General features: G+C 35.5%; 12 protein-coding genes. All 12 read left to right on the top strand.

Annotated elements, in window-relative coordinates; all coding sequences use genetic code 11:
* The first annotated feature begins 224 nt into the window (after window positions 1-224).
* On the top strand, window positions 225-4,820 hold the full coding sequence (locus tag RSTT_RS04755; RefSeq protein WP_231941941.1) for a translocation/assembly module TamB domain-containing protein: 4,596 nt from the start codon (window positions 225-227) through the stop codon (window positions 4,818-4,820).
* A 428-nt stretch (window positions 4,821-5,248) separates the two neighbouring features.
* A complete protein-coding gene (argH, locus tag RSTT_RS04750; protein ID WP_015423651.1) occupies window positions 5,249-6,577 on the top strand; it encodes an argininosuccinate lyase in 1,329 nt (442 codons plus the stop codon).
* A 188-nt stretch (window positions 6,578-6,765) separates the two neighbouring features.
* Entirely contained in the window at window positions 6,766-6,891 is a 126-nt protein-coding gene (locus tag RSTT_RS06845; RefSeq protein WP_269457759.1) for a hypothetical protein, read from the top strand.
* An 857-nt stretch (window positions 6,892-7,748) separates the two neighbouring features.
* Window positions 7,749-7,874: a patatin-like phospholipase family protein gene (locus tag RSTT_RS05960; protein WP_158302842.1), complete on the top strand. Its 126-nt coding sequence runs from the start codon at window positions 7,749-7,751 to the stop codon at window positions 7,872-7,874.
* 521 nt (window positions 7,875-8,395) lie between these two features.
* Window positions 8,396-9,628 carry a diaminopimelate decarboxylase gene (gene lysA, locus RSTT_RS04745; RefSeq protein WP_096525848.1) on the top strand — a complete coding sequence of 411 codons (1,233 nt, stop codon included), beginning with the start codon at window positions 8,396-8,398 and terminating at the stop codon, window positions 9,626-9,628.
* 198 nt (window positions 9,629-9,826) lie between these two features.
* Window positions 9,827-10,651 (top strand): diaminopimelate epimerase, encoded by an 825-nt coding sequence (gene dapF, locus RSTT_RS04740; protein WP_096525847.1) that lies wholly within the window; start codon window positions 9,827-9,829, stop codon window positions 10,649-10,651.
* 149 nt (window positions 10,652-10,800) lie between these two features.
* Window positions 10,801-11,676, top strand: coding sequence for a 4-hydroxy-tetrahydrodipicolinate synthase (gene dapA, locus RSTT_RS04735; protein ID WP_015423648.1), 876 nt, complete (start codon window positions 10,801-10,803; stop codon window positions 11,674-11,676).
* Between the two features lie 181 nt (window positions 11,677-11,857).
* Window positions 11,858-12,631, top strand: a complete 774-nt coding sequence (dapB, locus tag RSTT_RS04730) for a 4-hydroxy-tetrahydrodipicolinate reductase (protein ID WP_096525846.1) — start codon at window positions 11,858-11,860, stop codon at window positions 12,629-12,631.
* A gap of 74 nt (window positions 12,632-12,705) precedes the next feature.
* On the top strand, window positions 12,706-13,872 hold the full coding sequence (locus RSTT_RS04725; RefSeq protein WP_015423646.1) for an LL-diaminopimelate aminotransferase: 1,167 nt from the start codon (window positions 12,706-12,708) through the stop codon (window positions 13,870-13,872).
* A 529-nt stretch (window positions 13,873-14,401) separates the two neighbouring features.
* Window positions 14,402-15,754 carry a UDP-N-acetylmuramate--L-alanine ligase gene (gene murC / locus RSTT_RS04720; protein ID WP_096525845.1) on the top strand — a complete coding sequence of 451 codons (1,353 nt, stop codon included), beginning with the start codon at window positions 14,402-14,404 and terminating at the stop codon, window positions 15,752-15,754.
* Complete coding sequence (gene murB / locus RSTT_RS04715; RefSeq protein WP_172412876.1) at window positions 15,751-16,623, top strand: UDP-N-acetylmuramate dehydrogenase; 873 nt, start codon at window positions 15,751-15,753, stop codon at window positions 16,621-16,623. The genes murC and murB overlap by 4 nt, the downstream gene beginning before the upstream one ends.
* Window positions 16,620-17,540: a D-alanine--D-alanine ligase gene (locus RSTT_RS04710; protein WP_096525843.1), complete on the top strand. Its 921-nt coding sequence runs from the start codon at window positions 16,620-16,622 to the stop codon at window positions 17,538-17,540. The genes murB and RSTT_RS04710 overlap by 4 nt, the downstream gene beginning before the upstream one ends.
* Window position 17,541 lies beyond the last annotated feature (1 nt).

Here is a 17,541-nt window from a genome sequence, read left to right as displayed (position 1 = left end):
TTGTTATTAGCAATGTCATCTTCGGCTATTTAAGTGGGGTAGTGATTCAGCACTCATTGTTCATCTATCATACTGAGAAGACAAAATCTCTGAAGTATTCGGTATTCAAATGCTTATAAACAAAGTTGTTTTGCTTTTCAGAGTAATAGTAGAAAGCAGCATATCCTAAAACAAGTTCTGAGCTTGAGTCTGTTTGTTATGACGGCAAAGGTATGAAGGAAGGTATGTGCAGATCTTTTAAATACACAATATATGTACTTGTTGTTTTAGTTGTGCTGGTTTCGTTATACTATGCCAGAGCTTTCATATTTGTGCCTTTTATCCAAAAATATATTAGCGACAAAACTGGATATGAAGTAAAATTTGATAATTTTTATATTTTGCCTTTCAGTATTACGTTTGCAAACGTAGACATGGATAATATGATTGCGATCCAGAAAATAACGTTCAAGTTAAGTCCTGTAAAATTTTTCGTTCATATCACTGCTCCATTAAACTGCATAAGCCAAATAAATATATCAAAACTAGAAATTTCTTTAAACGAGAATCATAAAGATAAAAATGTTTCGTCAGATAAGAGGAGTGTTGATCTTGAACTTCCTAAATCTGAAATTGCAATATTTGTAGATGAAGCCGTAGTTAAAAATGATAACAGCAGACTTTTAAAAATTATAGATGCAGATATACTGATAAATCATGATAAAATCACTTTAGAGTCTGTTATATGTGCCTTAGGTATTCCGGTCAAGGTCAGTTCACGCATTGACCGCGCGAAAGGTAATATTTTTAACACTTCGTCGGCTTTTACCGCAAAAAATAAGATAGATATGCTTTTAAAGTCGACTGGAACTATTGATTTGTCGTCTTTGAGTATTACTCAAAATATTACGGTTGAAAAACTGATATATAGCGGATTTAAGTTAATCGCTCCTTCGGGCAGTTTTTCAAAGATTAGAGATGCCTATAAAATAAATTTAGTGGGAGGCTTTGGGAAATTTGAGTTTAATTCTTTCTCAGGCAGTGCAACTGAAGCTAAACCCGAAATTGACATTTCAAAAACCAATAAAAGTATGTCTGGAGATATTAGTTTAAATTTTAAAGAACAATACAGCATATCCGTATTCGGATTAAACGTAACGGATTTAGTCGGTTTCGGATTTAAATTAGGAAATTTTAATTTATCAGGAACAAAAAATCGTGGTGGCATTTACAGTATGTTATGCACATACGGACGCGGCGGGAAAATTGAAATCGATTATACAAAAGGCGGAGATTATGAAGCAAAACTCATAATTAAAAATAAAACAGCGGGAACGGTTAGAGGCAATATGAAAACCGGAGAAGTTACGGCGGATATGAAAAATATTGATGTTGCATACATCCCTTTTATAGAAAAATCCGCCAAAGGAATCATTAATATTTTGGGTGCAATGGACGAAATTTCCGGACATATTGATTTTTCGATCAGAAATTTCACTGCGTCAGGTATAGAGTCCGCAGATATGAAAGGGAGTATAACAAAAAATAATAATATGTATGTTTTTAATTTTTATAAAAGTGACAATTCTATTACCTTAAGTAATATTATAAAAAGCGGTGAAATAATTTCAACAGACTTTAAATTCGTCAACGTTGACGTTTTGAATATACTGCGCATCTGCGGATACTCGAAATATGACGTTTCGGGAATTGCAAGCGGACGCATAAAGTATGAAAGAGGCTCAGTGACAGAATTTGATATCAAGGTTTTTGATGTGACGATATATGGTAATAAATTTAAGAAATTTGAAGCTAAAGGTGATATAAATTTAAACAGGATAAACATAGAACGTTTTGTTTTAAAAAATTATTCTGACGAAATTACAGCCGATATAAAAGGACTGCTTGGTTTTACGGAAACAAATCCGGTTTCTTCGCTTTACGTTAATCTAAAAGACATTAATGTAGGCAGGATAAAAGTAAGCGGATATGCAGCATTTCAGGGCAGCTTAAGCGGCAACAACGAAATTAAGGGTGTCATTGAAAGTACGGGTGCCAGCATATCCGGAGTATCTCTTGGAAATATTTTGGCAGATGTGACTATTTCAACAAAGAAACTTGAAATTTCCAATTTAAAATCCGGCAACAACATAGAAGCATCCGCAATAGCGGATTTTAAAAAAAATAAAATTTCAGGAAGTCTTTACTTTAAAAATACGAATATTAAAGGTATTTATGCCGGGGTATCCGGATTTTTGAGTTCTACCGTAAAATTTTCCGGTAGACTGGATAATCCTGATGTTAAAATTTTGGCTTTTATAAAAAGAGGGAAATATTTATCTAAGCCTTTTTCTTTTTCGTCTGAATTGGAATACAAAAACAATAGCATTAAAGTAAACAGAGCTGCGTTGTCAGCGGATAAAATGAAAGTTGCACTTAAAGGGAATTATTTAAACGGCGGCGTTCTCTCTTTAAGTGTTGAGAATTTAACTGAAAATATTATCAATGTATTTGTAGGTTTTAAGACTTTCGTAAAGGGAATTTTTTCGGGCAGCGGCTTGTTTACTGTAAAAGAAGGAAAGCAGTATCTTAAAATGTTTTTAGAGGCTAAAAGCGCTTATATAAAGACTGTAAAATTAAATGATGTTAAATGCGACGTTGAAATAAGTGGCGGCAATATTGTGGTAGGCGGCGTTTCCGCAAAAATTTTTGATAGTGAAATAAAAATGGGCAAAGGTTTTTTTAATATTGAAAGTGGGAAATACGGACTTGATTTATTATTGATTAACGCTCACGCAGGTCCCGTAAATTTATTGGGTAATATAGAATTATCAGGCAAAATGACAAAGAGAAAAGGTGGTTCCATATACAGCGGAACGATTGATTTGCGAGATTTTTGGCTGAACAGACATAAATTACCTTTTTCTTGCTTTGATTATACTGTTAAAGACGGAACTTTAGAGCTCTTGCAGAAAGCAAATGGCGTAAATTTATATAGTTCTTTAGGTCTTATTGTTTTCGGTAATGTCATATCCGTAAAAGAATTTAATATTTCAAAGGATAAAACTTCTTTAGGCTTAAGAGCGGATTTTTCAAAGGATTCTGTCAATTTAGGGATAAAAGGTTCAAATATTGACTGGTGTTTTATAAATGATGTTTTAAATTTGCCCGGTATTTTGAGAGGAAATGCAGATATAGATGTCAGTTTATCTGGTAATATCAGTCGGCCTGAAGGGAATATATCAATAACCTCGATAAACGGATCTATAATGGAAGTTCCATATGATAATTTTAACGTTGAAGTTAATTTCTCGGATAATTACGCACGTATAAAAAAAGCTACTGTGTTTAATCGGAATGGAGTAAGCATATCTGCCCGGGGCGATTTTCCGTTATGGTTTGATAAAACTTTGTCCGAAAAAATGCGAAAGAAGCCTATAAATGTTGTTTATGAAATAGAAGATCACAAATTAAACATCTTAAAGTATTTCTCTAAGGACTATATTAATCCTCGTTCCGGGGAAATGCTATTGAAAGGAGCTTTTGAGGGAACTTATGAGAAAATCAAAAATAATGGCAGACTTTTAATAAAAGGAGGATCTTTTAGAGCAAAGGATTATATTGCTGAGGGAAAGGATATGTCTGTTGAAATGTCGATTATTGAAAATTTAATTAGAATTGATAAATTTAATTTTAAGTCCGGATCGGGAAAATTAAATATTTACGGACAGCTGAAACTTGACAATTTTAATATCAAGGATTTTGATATAAGGTTTGTTACAGATGATAAGGGAATTTTCTTACGCGTTCCGCAACTGCCGATAGTACAGGGCGTTGTAGGATCTAAATTGTTTCTGCAGGATTGTTCCGCAGGCGATCTGAGTTTTGACGTTAGAATACAGGGCCCCCCAGCAAAACCTAAAGTTTCAGGATTGATTTCGCTTGAAAATACGCGTTTTACGTTTCCTAGAATTGGCGACGAATATAAAGATATTGACTTTTTTATTCCTGAAAACACCGAGTTTAACTTGAAATTAATAACCGCAAAGAATACAAGATTTGAAAATTCTTTTGTTTGTGCGTTGATAAACGGTTTTTTATACATCGAAGGTCCTTATAATAATCTGAAAATGAATGGAATAATTGAAACTTCAAGTGGCAGAATAGATTATCTCGGATTCGAATTTAATATACTGAATGCCAAAGTAGAAATAATAGACGCAGTAGACGAAAATAAGGTTTATATCGCTGCTGAAGGGGAAACGACAATATTTTCAAAAACGGGAGATAAATCAGAAACTATAAAACTGACTATTGACAGATCCGAAATACCTAAGATATCGCAGGGATCCGTAGGATTTTATTTAAAAGACAGTCTAAATGAAGCTATTGAAAAAGTTCCAAAAGTCGAGCTAGATGCAAAAGTAGATAAGAATGTATTGGGCTTTAGTATGAAGCAGTGGATTTTGCATTTAGTCGATCAGTCGCTTACAACGCCTTTTGCAAAAATGATTTTACGTAAAACCGGATTTATCGATAATTTTAGGGTTTCTTACGTTCAGACTGATGCCGACGTTTGCGGCAAGGAAGATCGTGCATTTACAAATTTATTTTCGGGCAAAAAATATTCAGTTGAAAAAAATCTTACAAATCAAATTCTTCTTGGGTATTCGGTTACTTTTGACAAGTTTGACAGAAAGCTTGATATTCGCCATGAAATAGAAGCCATATATAAACTTATGAATAATTTGCGTTTAGTCGGTAGCTACGAACTTAAGTCCCTAGAGCGGTTCCACCGATCTGACATAAGATTGATGCTTCAGTATCAAATACGTTTCTAACTGTCTGCAGGAAAATGAAATAAATGAAACAAAAAAATAAAATGAAAATACTTAAGCTGGTTTTAAAAGATTTTAAAGAGTTTGCTGTTGAGAAGCAAAGCACTCTATAGACTGTCTGCAATTTGGTGCGTATAAGACCGATATAGAATAAAGCTTTATTGGCAGCGGAACAGTTTCTAAAAGCAACTGGCTAGGTCGCAAGTTTGTAACAATAGATTATGTTACAAGATAATGGAATATTATATCTGATCGATACAAGATTTGTCTGATTTATGATTTTTATATATTATAATCTCCGCAAATGCAAAAAACGGATTCCTAATTAAAATTAAATTGCCTAAAAGCGTTCGGGAATAATGTAAGCGTCGGTTGCTGTGGGTGGCAAGCGAAAAAATAACAGACAAAAATAAATATATTGAGGAGTAATAATGCAAAATTTTGACCAGTTTATAGGATCATTTTCTTTTGACAACAGGCTTGCGGAAGTTGACATTGCTGGCTCAATAGCTCATACAAAGATGCTTATAAAAACCAAAATTATAAGTGCTTCGGACGGCAGAAAAATTGTTTCGGGATTGACATCTATTTTAAAAGATATTGGGAAAGGCTGGAAATTTCCCGAGGAAGAAGATATACATTATGCTGTTGAAAGAGAACTTATACGGAGAATAGGACCTGTTGGCGGTAAAATGCATACTGCAAGAAGCAGAAATGATCAGGTTGTAGCTGATTTGAGAATTTATTTAAAACAGGAAATCGGAATTGTTGAAAATCTTATAAACAATTTTCAGAAAGTGCTTGTTGAAAAGGCAGGCGAAAATATTGATGTTGTGATGCCCGGTTTTACGCATTTGCAGCCGGCCCAGCCGGTTTTGGCGGCTCATCATCTTCTTGCTTATGCATGGATGATGCAAAGAGACAGGGAAAGACTTGCTGACTGTTATAAAAGGACTGATGTTTTGCCTTTGGGAAGCGCTGCTTTGGCGGGAACATCTTTCAATATTGACAGACAATATACGGCCAAACTTCTAGATTTTGAAAATATAAGCGAAAATTCTCTGGACGCTGTAAGCGATAGGGATTTTGCCGCAGAATTTGTTTTCTGTGTATCTTTAACGGCTTTGCATTTGACGAGGTTTTGTGAAGAGATGATTTTATGGATGAATCCGGAATTCGGTTATATAACTATAGATGACAAATTCACATCGGGTTCATCAATAATGCCGCAGAAAAGAAATCCGGACTGTGCCGAAGTTATAAGAGGAAAATCAGGAAGAATTTTTGGCGATTTAATTGCGCTTCTTACTATAATAAAATCTTTACCGCTTGCTTATAACAGAGATTTACAGGAGGACAAGCCACCTGTTTTTGACGCATTGGACAATATTAAAATGTGCCTTGAAGTTATAAGTGAAATGACGGAAAGTTTAGAATTTGTCGGAGAAAGAGCTTTAAAAAGCACGGAGAAAGGTTTTATTGCAGCGACTGAAATAGCTGATTATCTTGCGAAAAATAATGTGCCTTTCAGGGCAGCTCACGGCATAGTTAAAGATATTGTTTTATATTGTAGAAAAAATTCTAAGACATTGAATGAACTTTCTATTGAGGAATACAACGGCTTTTCAAAAATATTTAAAAAAGACATATTCAAATATTTGGATGCAAAAAATATTGCTGATATGAAGACTTCTTACGGCGGGACGTCAGAAAAATCTGTTTTGCGGCAGATAGATAATATTAAACAGAAGTTAAAATAAGAAAGTTTGTAGTCTTTTTTGTCTTGACTTTGCTTATAGGTAGAGTAGAAAAAGTTCTGATTGAAGTGTCAAGCGTTAAGCTAGCTTTGTTAATAAATCCCCGATATACTGGAATATATGGAGAATATTGAATATGCAAAACAGAGAGTTAAAGAATCAAGATTGCTGTGTTTCCCAACAACATTAATTTGAATTTAAACTTATCCTCACTTAATAGTCGCGATTTTGTAATTGTGAATAGACTTGCCGAAATAAGAGCGACGCAGTATCAGGAAACTTTTGACGGACTGATTTTTAATCTGCTTTCGCTGTAGGAATATCCCGATATTTCAATAAGTATTATGCAGGAGTGTACAGTAGGAGTAGTTATGAAAGTAGTTTGTGTGTTTTAATCAATCAATGCCAGTATTCTTATCTTTGACGGAGGCAGGCAAGAATCAAACATGGAAGAATTAAAGTAAGAGAATCGACAATTGAAAGAGCAAAAGCACCTCAACGTGAGACGATCATTGTTGGAATATAATTTCTGGGCAAAACAAGTGTCTCATGAGAAGTTGCTCAAAAAAACGGATATTATAATAAAGCTGATATTGATATAATCCGCAATTTAAATAAAAGCTATTACAATTGAGTTTGCCGTAGGAGTCGAGCTTGATTCTTATTAGAAAAATCCGTTTTCTAGCCGTAATCCTTTTGTTTTTAACGCTTTTTTATTGTTCCGACAATAATGTGGTGGTGCTTCTGTTTTTGACGAAGAGGATTTTCTAGTAGGAACTTTGTGACGTAAAGCAGAGATAGCTCTAAAAGAAAAAAGACCTAAAATAGCACTTGTGTTAGGCAACGGAGCAAGAGGAACTCCTACATAGGCGTTTTACGCGTGCTTCATGAAAAGTGAATTCTGATTGATTTAGTTATAGGCACAAGCATAGGTTCAATAGTCGGAGCTTTTTACTGTGCTGGTGATCTGTTGAAAAGCTTGTAAGGGATATATGCTGGAAAGATATCTCAAATTTCAGATATACGTCGCTGATAAGTATGTTTTAAGTGAAAATCTTTTTTCCAATGAAAGACTTGAAAAATTTATAAGCGAGAATATATGAGAAATAAGTTTTAGTCAACTACAAACGTCTTTGGTTCGCGCTGCTACCGACTTAAATACTGGAGAAAGATTTTGCTGAAAGAAAGAAGTGTCGGTTTTTCCGCAAGAACGAGCGTTGCAATTCCCGGTGTTTTTAAGCCTGTTGAATACAGACAGCGTTATTTGGTTGATAGTGGGCTTGTAGAAAATATTCCGTAAAAATGGCACAAAGATTTTTAACGCAGGTATTATTATCGCTGTTTTCGCAGCTACTGATATAGCTAAAAACAAGGTTAATAATGTGTTTGCGACTCTTATGCAGGCAAATACGTATTCAGGAAAGAGCTTTGACTGATGGAGAACTCTCTGCTTGATAGATTTTATGCCTTATGTTGCCACTTGCGTTTTATTTTTTTTCGCCTATGAAATTGATATTGGCGGAATTTCATCATCAGACGAACGTTTTTTTAAGAATTAATGAAATTTCCGCGAAAATTGATGCGGCTAAAAATAAAAATAAAACTGCTGCAGTTTTCAGCTTCGTTCTTTTCCAGCCGCTCTTTAAAATCTGCAGCCCAGATACGCATTCCTTATTCATTGTCTATCCTTCTTAATATTTGCCGGTGAAATAGCGGTAAAGCGCAACCTTGTGCGGAAGTGATTTTTTTGACAGTAAATGCAAGATTTTGGTAAAATACTGTCATAAATAATGTGGGAGTTAAAGAGGAAGCGGAGGGAAAATGCCTCAATTTGAAGGGAATGATTTGTATATCGAACAGGTAAAATTATCAGATATTGCAAAAAAGTATAAGACCAGCACCTATGTTTATTCAAAGAGTAAGATTGTGACTAACTTTGAAAACTATAAAAAAGCGCTAGGTTCCAGAGAAGGGCTTATATGTTTTGCCTGTAAAACAAATTCAAATGGAACGATTTTAAAGCTGCTTGCTAAACTCGGAGCCGGAGCAGATACAACTTCCGGTGGCGAAATATACAGATGTTTAAAAGCAGATTTTGATCCATCAAAGATAGTCTATGCGGGCGTAGGTAAAACTGCAGAAGAAGTAGAATATGCTTTAAAAAGTAGAATTTTTATGTTTAACGTTGAATCTTTTGAGGAGCTTGATGCGATAGATAAAATAGCCGCTAAAATTAAAATTAAAGCAAAAATTGCATTCCGAATAAATCCTCATGTTGATCCTGATACTCATTCTTATATAATTACTGGCAAAAAAGGAACAAAGTTTGGTATTCCTTACGAAGAAGCGGTGAAAGCGTATTTAGTTGCAAAGCAAAAGAAAAATATTGAAATTCTCGGGATACATTCGCATATCGGTTCGCAGATTTTGGATATCGATTCGTTTAGGCTTGCGGCGCAGAAAATAAAAAAGATTGTTAACATCGTGGAAAAGAACGGCATAAAACTTGAGTACGTAAACTTCGGCGGAGGTCTCGGTATCGAATATAAAAAAGATCAAAAAGCTCCGTCTCCTAAGCAGCTGATTTCAGAACTTTTTCCGGTGTTTGACGAAAATAAGAAATTTATTTTTGAACCTGGTCGTTCAATAATAGCAAATGCTGGGCATCTTCTTGTGAAAGTTATATATAGGAAGATTTCGGGTGGAAAAAGTTTTCTTATTACCGACGCTGGAATGAACGATTTAATAAGACCTACTTTATATGAAGCTTATCACGAGATTTTGCCTGTAAAAATGACAAATGATAAAAAAGTTAAAACCGATGTTGTGGGACCTATATGCGAAAGCGGCGACTTTATGGGTAAAGACAGAATGCTTCCTTTTGTGGAGCAGGGCGGATATCTTCTTATAACTTGTGCCGGCGCTTATGGATTTGCGATGTCGTCGGAATATAATTCTAGACCTTTACTCGCGGAAGTTTTAGTTAATGGTGACAAAACCATGTTAATAAGAAAAAGAGCAAAATATGAGGATTTGTTGTTGAACGAGGTTTGAGGAGTTGCCGTTTCAAGGTAGTAAAGAAACCTGTCGTTATGAAAGACTGAGGACTTTGAACAAAGTATTAAGTATAGAAGACTGGATGCTTTAAGATTTCAAGACAAAGTTGTTTTGCTTTTCGGTGTCATAGTAAAGACAAGAATACGGATATTTCGAAAATAAAGTCTTTTACCATGACAAGAGAAAGAGATAAAAATGGATATAAATTTTTCAAAACTTACTGCTGCCGGAAATGATTTTATTTTGATAGACAACAGAGAAAATATAATTGCCCAAGAAGACTGTCAGGCTCTTGCAAAAAAACTCTGTGACAGAAAATATTCAATCGGTGCCGATGGTTTAATTTTACTTGAGAAAAGCGCTTGCAAAGATTTTAAAATGAAATATTTTAACTCTGACGGATCTTATGCTTCTATGTGCGGAAATGGAGGGAGATCTATTGCAAAATTTGCTTATGATTTGTGTGTTGCAAATTTAAAAATGGTTTTTGAAACTGATGCAGGAGTTATAAACGCCGAAATTTTACCGGAAGACAGAGTAAGACTTGATTTATACAATCCTAGGGATTTTAAAAAAGATATAAAAGTTGAAGTCAATGGGAAAGAGTTTGATGTCAATTTTATAAATACCGGTGTTCCGCATGTAGTCATATTTGTTGACGATATTGAAAAGATTGATGTTTTTGGGTACGGGAGAGCCATAAGGCGTCATAAAACTTTTGCTCCTGCAGGTACAAATGTTAATTTCGTAAAAGTTATAAAAGACAATACTCTTCTTGTGCGCACTTATGAAAGAGGTGTTGAGGATGAGACTTTAGCCTGCGGGACCGGCATAACTGCTTCGGGAATCATTTCTGTTCTTAAAGGTTTTGCGACGTCTCCGGTTAAAGTGATTGCAAGAGGCGGAGACAAATTATCGGTTTCTTTAAGAAATCCAAATGATAAAATAAGTAATGTTGTGCTTGAAGGACCTGCTCTTATAACGTTTAAAGGAACAGTTAAAATACAAAGCGAAGTGTAAAGAGTGCGGTTTTAATAGCAGTAGTTTGGAGTCTGGACAGCGTGTTGACAACGGAAACAGCGTTGACGATTTGTTGTTGGCTTAATGTTTCACGTTCTTTTTTACACTCTAAACTCAAAACTGACGCGAAGCGTCTCATGGGGGGATTCATGTTTTCGGGAGTATATACCGCGTTAATTACGCCGTTTAAAGATTACAAAGTTGATTTTGATGCCTTTGAAAAACTGATTGAAAATCAGTACAAAAAAGGAGTTAATGGAATTGTTCCGTGTGGAACTACGGGTGAATCGCCCACCTTGTCTTGTAAAGAACATGAAGAAGTTATAGAATTTTGCGTTGAAAAAGCGAAAGGAAAAATGAAAGTTCTCGCGGGAACCGGATCTAATTCTACGGATGAAGCAATATACTTCACACGAACTGCAAAGAGAGTGGGTTGCGACGGGGTATTAGTAGTTTCGCCGTATTATAATAAACCTACGCAGAAAGGTTTATATCTGCATTTTAAAACTATAGCTGATACGATAGATATTCCGATTGTGCTTTACAATATTGCCGGAAGAACTTCCATAAATATTGAACCCGCGACGGTAGCAAAACTTTTTAAGAATTGCAAAAATATTATAGGTGTAAAGGAAGCGTCAGGATCTTTGGATCAAATGAGTGCTATAAAATCTTTAGTGCCTGATATAGAACTTATTTCAGGAGATGATGCGCTTACTCTCCCTTTATTATCGATAGGCGGGATTGGAGTTATTTCGGTTTTGTCTAACATTATTCCCACTGAAATTGTATCTCTTGTAAAAACTTTTGAAAAAGGCGATTTGAAAGAAGCGGTGAAAATCCACTACAAACTGTTGCCTTTAGTAAAATTAATGTTTATAGAGACAAATCCTATACCGGTAAAAACTGTTGCTTCGCTGCTTGGCATGTGCAGTGCGGATCTAAGGCTTCCGATGTGCGAAATGGAAGAGCCAAACAGACTAAAACTTGAGAAAGCATTGAAAGATTTTGGTTTGTTAAAATAAAAAGTTAAGCAGACATCGTTCTCTTATGCTGTTTTACAAACATCTGGGTTTTTCAATTATTCGTCGGAAAGCAGTTCTTTAATGATAATTAAGAGTATTAAGTGAGGAATATCTATCTGACCGTGTATTTCAGCGGATCAGGCGGGTTAGTATATTTTTTTGTTATATTAGGAGTTTTCAAATGAAGATAACAGTTTGCGGATCTACCGGAAGAATGGGACGGGCAATACTTGCGATAGCAAAATCAGATGAAAATGTTAAAATTGCGGGCGCTTTGGAATATGACGGAAGCAGAGCGATAGGTACAGGCGATCCAGTTGTATCTTCTGTTGGCGATTTAGAAAAATTTTTATCTGAAACAGATGCTTTAATAGATTTTACAAATCCTGAAAGTGCTTTAAGAAATTTAGAAGCTGCCGGAAAATATAAAGTACCCATAGTTATAGGAACAACGGGTTTTAATGAAGAGCAGAAAAAGAAAATAGCGGAAATATCAAAAAGTATTCCTGTTGTTTTTTCACCTAATATGTCTGTAGGTGTAAATATTTTATTTAAGCTCGTTGATGCTGTCGCAAAAAAAATTCCAGATTATGATATTGAGATAGTTGAACTACATCACAATAAAAAGAAAGATTCACCGTCTGGAACAGCAGCAAAACTCGCAGAAATTGCGGCGGCTTCCGTAGGAAAGAATATTAATGATGTGAGTGTTTACGGCAGATATTCTGCTGATGCGGTAAGAAGGAAAGATGAAATCGGTTTGCATTCCGTAAGAGCCGGAGATATTGTTGGAGACCACACGGTATATTTTGCAGGACCTGGAGAAAGAATTGAATTGACTCACAGAGCTCATTCAAGAGATACTTTTGCAGCAGGTGCCATTAGAGCGGCTAAGTGGGCAGCCAGACGAAAACCCGGGTTGTATGATATGTCAGATGTGCTTTCTTTGAAGTAAATTCTTGAGCGAGGTTTGGCTATAGCAACAAAAAATTTAATGCAGATTGTGATCTCGTAAGGAGAACTGAAAAAATGGAAATTCGTTACAATGAAAAATTGAAAAAACTGCCACCTTATCTTTTTATTGAAATAGATAGAAAGAAAAAAGAAGCAATCAAATGCGGGGCAGATATAATATCTTTAGGCGTTGGAGATCCAGATTTACCTACGCCGGATCATATAATAAAATCTATGCAGGAATCTGTGACAAAACCTGCAAATCATCAATATCCATTCGGAGCAGGTCTGCTTTCTTACAGAAAAGCTATTGCAGAGTGGTACAAAAAAAGATTTAAAGCTGATTTAAGTCCCGATGAAATTTGCGCACTTATAGGCTCAAAGGAGGGTATAGGACACATACATCTGGGGTTTATAAATCCGGGAGATGTAGTTTTGATACCCGAACCTGGCTATCCAGTATATAACACAGGCACAATTTTTACTGACGGCGTTCCGTACTTTATGCCTTTGTTTGAAAAGAACAGTTTTTTGCCTGATTTAGATGCAATTCCTTTAGATATTCTTAAAAAAGCAAAGCTGATTTTTATAAATTATCCTAATAATCCCACTGCTGCAACTGCTCCAGAGAAATTTTATCTAAAACTTATAGAATTTGCAAAAAAGAATAATATAATTGTTGCGGCGGATGCTGCATATTCTGAAGTATATTATGATGAAAATGAGAAACCGTTGAGCTTTCTTGAAATTCCGGGAGCTAAGGAAGTGGGTGTAGAATTTCATTCCCTTTCAAAAACTTATAATATGACCGGTTGGCGTATAGGCTGGGTCTGTGGCAATAGAGATGTAGTTGCGGGTATCGCAAAAGTGAAAGATAACTATGATTCCGGTGTTTTTCAAGCGATTCAGGAAGCAGCGGTTACGGCGCTTACGTCTTCCCAGAAGTGCGTTGAAGATGCCAGAAAGATATATAAGGAACGCAGAGATACTTTAGTTGAAGGCCTGCAAAAATTGGACTGGGAAGTGAATCTGCCTAAAGCGTCTTTTTATGTCTGGGCAAAAGTTCCGAAAGGTTATACGTCGTCGCAGACTGTTTCAAAACTTCTTGAAGAGGCTGCTATAATATGCACTCCGGGTAACGGTATGGGAAAAAGTGGCGAAGGTTATGTCAGATTTGCCCTTACTGTGAACGTGCCGAGAATTAAAGAAGCTGTAGAACGTATCGGTAAAATAAGATGGTAAATTAAGCTAGAGGATTTTATGAAACTTGATTTATCAAGTGATTGGTAAAATAAATATGATGGAAAAAAAATTTTTCTAAGCAGACGTAATACAAAAATGAACTTGTAAGATTATACGACGGCGTTGTATTGTTTTGTATTTTAATCCAAAGATGGAAGTGGTTACAAGAAGAAACTTATATGGTATTTAAATGTAATCTTATTAACAGTCCCAAGAATTGGTACAAGTATTAGGAGAACAAAAATATAATTTCTCATACTTATGATGAGGCAAAGGCTGATTTGGTATATAAAACTGCTAAGAATTTTATTAACGAAGTACATGTTTAAAAGAGTTAAAGAAATAGACGGTGGAGAATAAAAAATAGATTTACAGCAAAAATATCTTAAGATACGACGGTTTCTACTGAATATTTAAGTAGAGAGACAAAAGAGAAGTAATGAGTGAGTGTAATATAAAATGGGCATAAAATGCAAAATATCACACTGAACAAAGAGAATCCGTTTAAATTGACGGTAGAAAAAAATAAATGTTTCTAAAAAATCAGAATATACATTTCGTAGGCATAGGTGGATCCGGAATGTCCGGAATAGCCGAAGTTTTAATAAATTTAGGACATAGAGTTTCAGGTTCTGATTTAAAGAAAACGGATGTTACCGAATATCTCAAAGCAGTTGGTGCAAAAATTTATATCGGACATAGTTGTAAAAATATAAAATCTGCTGAGGTTGTTGTCACTTCTACTGCGATAAGCAGGAACAATCCTGAAGTTGTAGCTGCACTAAAAAAAAGAATTCCTATAATTGCGCGTATAGAAATGCTTGTTGAACTTGCAAGACTGAAATATGCTGTGACAATAACGGGAACTCACGGTAAAACGACGACTACGTCGCTTACTTCTCTTGTTCTTCACAATGGAGGACTTGATCCCACAATCGTTATCGGCGGCAGACTTAAAAATCTTAAAACAAACGCAAAATTGGGCAGAGGCGATTATATTGTTGTGGAGGCAGACGAATCCGACGGTTCTTTTTTAAGACTTTCGCCCATTATTACGGTTGTGACAAATATAGATAACGACCATTTAGATTATTACGACAGTATGGAAAATCTTAAAGAAGCTTTTGTTAAACATATTAACTGCATTCCTTTTTATGGTACTGCAATAATTTGTTCGGACAACGAAGTTGTTAGAAAAATAATTCCCCAAATTACAAGAAGATACATAACTTACGGACTTATGGGCAATCCGGATATTAAAGCTTCAAATATAAAAGTATTGAAAAACCATACGAGTTTTGACGTTTTTTATATGAGAAAAAAAGTTGGTAGTGTCTGCATGAAAATTCTGGGCAAGCACAACGTATCAAATTCTCTTGCGGCAATAGGAGTTGGGTTGAGGCTTGGCATATCGTTTAGTTCAATTGCAGATACGATAAATAAATTTGACGGTGTCAGCAGGCGTCTTGAAATAAAAGGCGAAAAGAATGGAATGATGGTTATAGACGATTACGGTCATCATCCAACCGAAGTTGCTGCCACTTTAAGAGCTATAAAACTTTTTTGGCCCGAACGCAGACTCGTTGTTTTGTTCCAGCCACACAGATACACGAGAACAAAACAGCTTTTTAATGAATTCGGCAGAAGTTTTTCAGACGCAGATTTTGTAAAAGTATTAGACATTTACTCTGCGGGAGAGCAGCCTATAGATGAAGTAACTTCGGATTTGATACTAGAAAGCCTTTTAAGCAATAAATGCAAAGCTGAAAAATTTTCTGATTTAGAAGAGTTTTCTAAAGGACTTTCTGTTGGAGATGTAGTTTTAACTTTAGGAGCGGGAGACGTCTGGAAAAAAGGAGAGGAGTTATTAGCTCTGATTTGATTGAAATCTTATCTTCCTTAGGATGTAGAGTCTTAAAAGATGAACCGCTTTCCATGCATTGTTCCTTTAAAATCGGGGGACCGGCTGATTTTTTTATTGAAATTCCGAATGAATTAGCTTTATCGGAATTTTTAAGAATTATTTCAGATGGCAGGTTTTGTATTTTGGGCGGAGGAACGAATATTCTTTTCTCTGATGAGGGTTATAGAGGAACAATCGTTCGTCTTACGGGGTGTTTCAAAGAAATTTCTGTTTCGGGGGACGAAATTTTATGCGGTGGCGGAGCATTGCTTTCAGATGTTTTAAAAACTGCTTGCGAAAATGGTTTGACGGGTCTTGAATGCACGGCGGGAATTTTAGGAACGGTCGGCGGTGCGGTTTACGGAAATGTGGGTAGAGGAGATAAATGGATAAGCGCTGTCATAAAGAGCGTAGAGGTTTATAAAAATTTAAAAAAAGAACTTATAAACAGGGAAAAAGCTATTTTCGGTTACAGAAAAAGCGGATTTGAAAACAGTATTATTTTAAAAGTTGTTTTTTCTTTGAAAAAAGATATGAAAAATGATAGCCTAAAAGAGATTTCTAAAAATATGCAAAAACGTTTAGAAACGCAGCCTCTCAATATACCTAACGCTGGCAGTATATTTAAAAACCCTGATGGATTCAGTGTCGGAAAACTTATTGAAGAAGCTGGTTTAAAAGGAATATATGCTGGAAAAGCGCAAATTTCGGAACTTCACGGGAATTTTATAGTAAATACGGGTGGTGCTTTTGCAGAAGATGTTTTGGCTCTGATAAATTTAATAAAAGAGAAAGTAAAAGAGAAATTCGGTATAAGTCTCGAAACGGAGATAAAGATAATAAAATGACAGATTCTGATATTTTGGCAAAGTTGAGTAATAAAAAAATAGGCGTTTTGTACGGCGGACTTTCAAGCGAAAGAGAAATTTCAATTAAGTCCGGCAAAGCTGTTTTAAACGTATTTAAAAAATTGAAACTGAATGTGTGTGGCATTGATGTAAACAGAAGCATTGCTGAAGAAATTAAAAAAGAAAAAATAGATGTTGCGTATATAGCTTTGCACGGTCCGATGGGCGAAGACGGAACAATTCAAGGTATGCTTGAAATATTGGGCATTCCTTATACGGGCAGCGGTATTTTTGCAAGTGCTGCTTCTATAGATAAAGATGTTTCAAAGAAAATATTCAAATATGCGGATATTTTGACGCCTGAATGGAAAATGTTGAAGAAATTTGGAACCGTGCCGGAAATAAAAAAATATCCCGTAGTTGTAAAACCGGTTTCGCAGGGATCTACAATAGGTGTGGCAATAGTGAAGAGACCTTCAGAGTTTGCTGCTGCTGTGAAAGAGGTGTTTAAGTATGGCGACGAAGCTCTTATTGAGCAGTTTATAGAAGGCAAAGAAGTGACCGTAGGAGTTCTGAACGGCAAAGCGTTGCCTGTGGTGGAAATAGTTCCCAAAGGGGAATTTTATGATTTTAAGGCTAAATATCAAAAAGGCGGTTCGCAGCATATAATTCCCGCGGGAATAAGCGAAGAGGCTTATGAAACGGTGCAGAATTATGCTGAAAAAGTGTATGAAATTTTTAAATGCAGAGCGATATGCCGTGTTGATATGATTGTAGATAGAAAAGATAGAGTATGGGTTTTTGAAAATAATACTATTCCCGGAATGACGGAGACTTCTTTGGTTCCCGACGAAAGTAGAGCTGTCGGATATAGTTTTGAAAGTTTGGTTTTAAAAATAACTGAGAGCGCATTATAGG

The organism is Candidatus Endomicrobiellum trichonymphae (genome assembly GCF_002355835.1).
In the GTDB taxonomy this organism is placed as follows: Bacteria; Elusimicrobiota; Endomicrobiia; order Endomicrobiales; family Endomicrobiaceae; genus Endomicrobiellum; species Endomicrobiellum trichonymphae.
Note: the sequence above shows the minus strand (reverse complement) of the source record. Positions and strands in the feature narration are given on the sequence as shown.

Bases quoted from the DNA above. Each gene is read 5' to 3' on its own strand.
- dapF (WP_096525847.1), top strand. From the start codon at position 9,827: ATGGATATAAATTTTTCAAAACTTACTGCTGCCGGAAATGATTTTATT.
- lysA (WP_096525848.1), top strand. From the start codon at position 8,396: ATGCCTCAATTTGAAGGGAATGATTTGTATATCGAACAGGTAAAATTA.
- RSTT_RS04755 (WP_231941941.1), top strand. From the start codon at position 225: ATGTGCAGATCTTTTAAATACACAATATATGTACTTGTTGTTTTAGTT.
- argH (WP_015423651.1), top strand. From the start codon at position 5,249: ATGCAAAATTTTGACCAGTTTATAGGATCATTTTCTTTTGACAACAGG.
- RSTT_RS04710 (WP_096525843.1), top strand. From the start codon at position 16,620: ATGACAGATTCTGATATTTTGGCAAAGTTGAGTAATAAAAAAATAGGC.
- dapB (WP_096525846.1), top strand. From the start codon at position 11,858: ATGAAGATAACAGTTTGCGGATCTACCGGAAGAATGGGACGGGCAATA.
- RSTT_RS04725 (WP_015423646.1), top strand. From the start codon at position 12,706: ATGGAAATTCGTTACAATGAAAAATTGAAAAAACTGCCACCTTATCTT.
- dapA (WP_015423648.1), top strand. From the start codon at position 10,801: ATGTTTTCGGGAGTATATACCGCGTTAATTACGCCGTTTAAAGATTAC.
- murC (WP_096525845.1), top strand. From the start codon at position 14,402: ATGTTTCTAAAAAATCAGAATATACATTTCGTAGGCATAGGTGGATCC.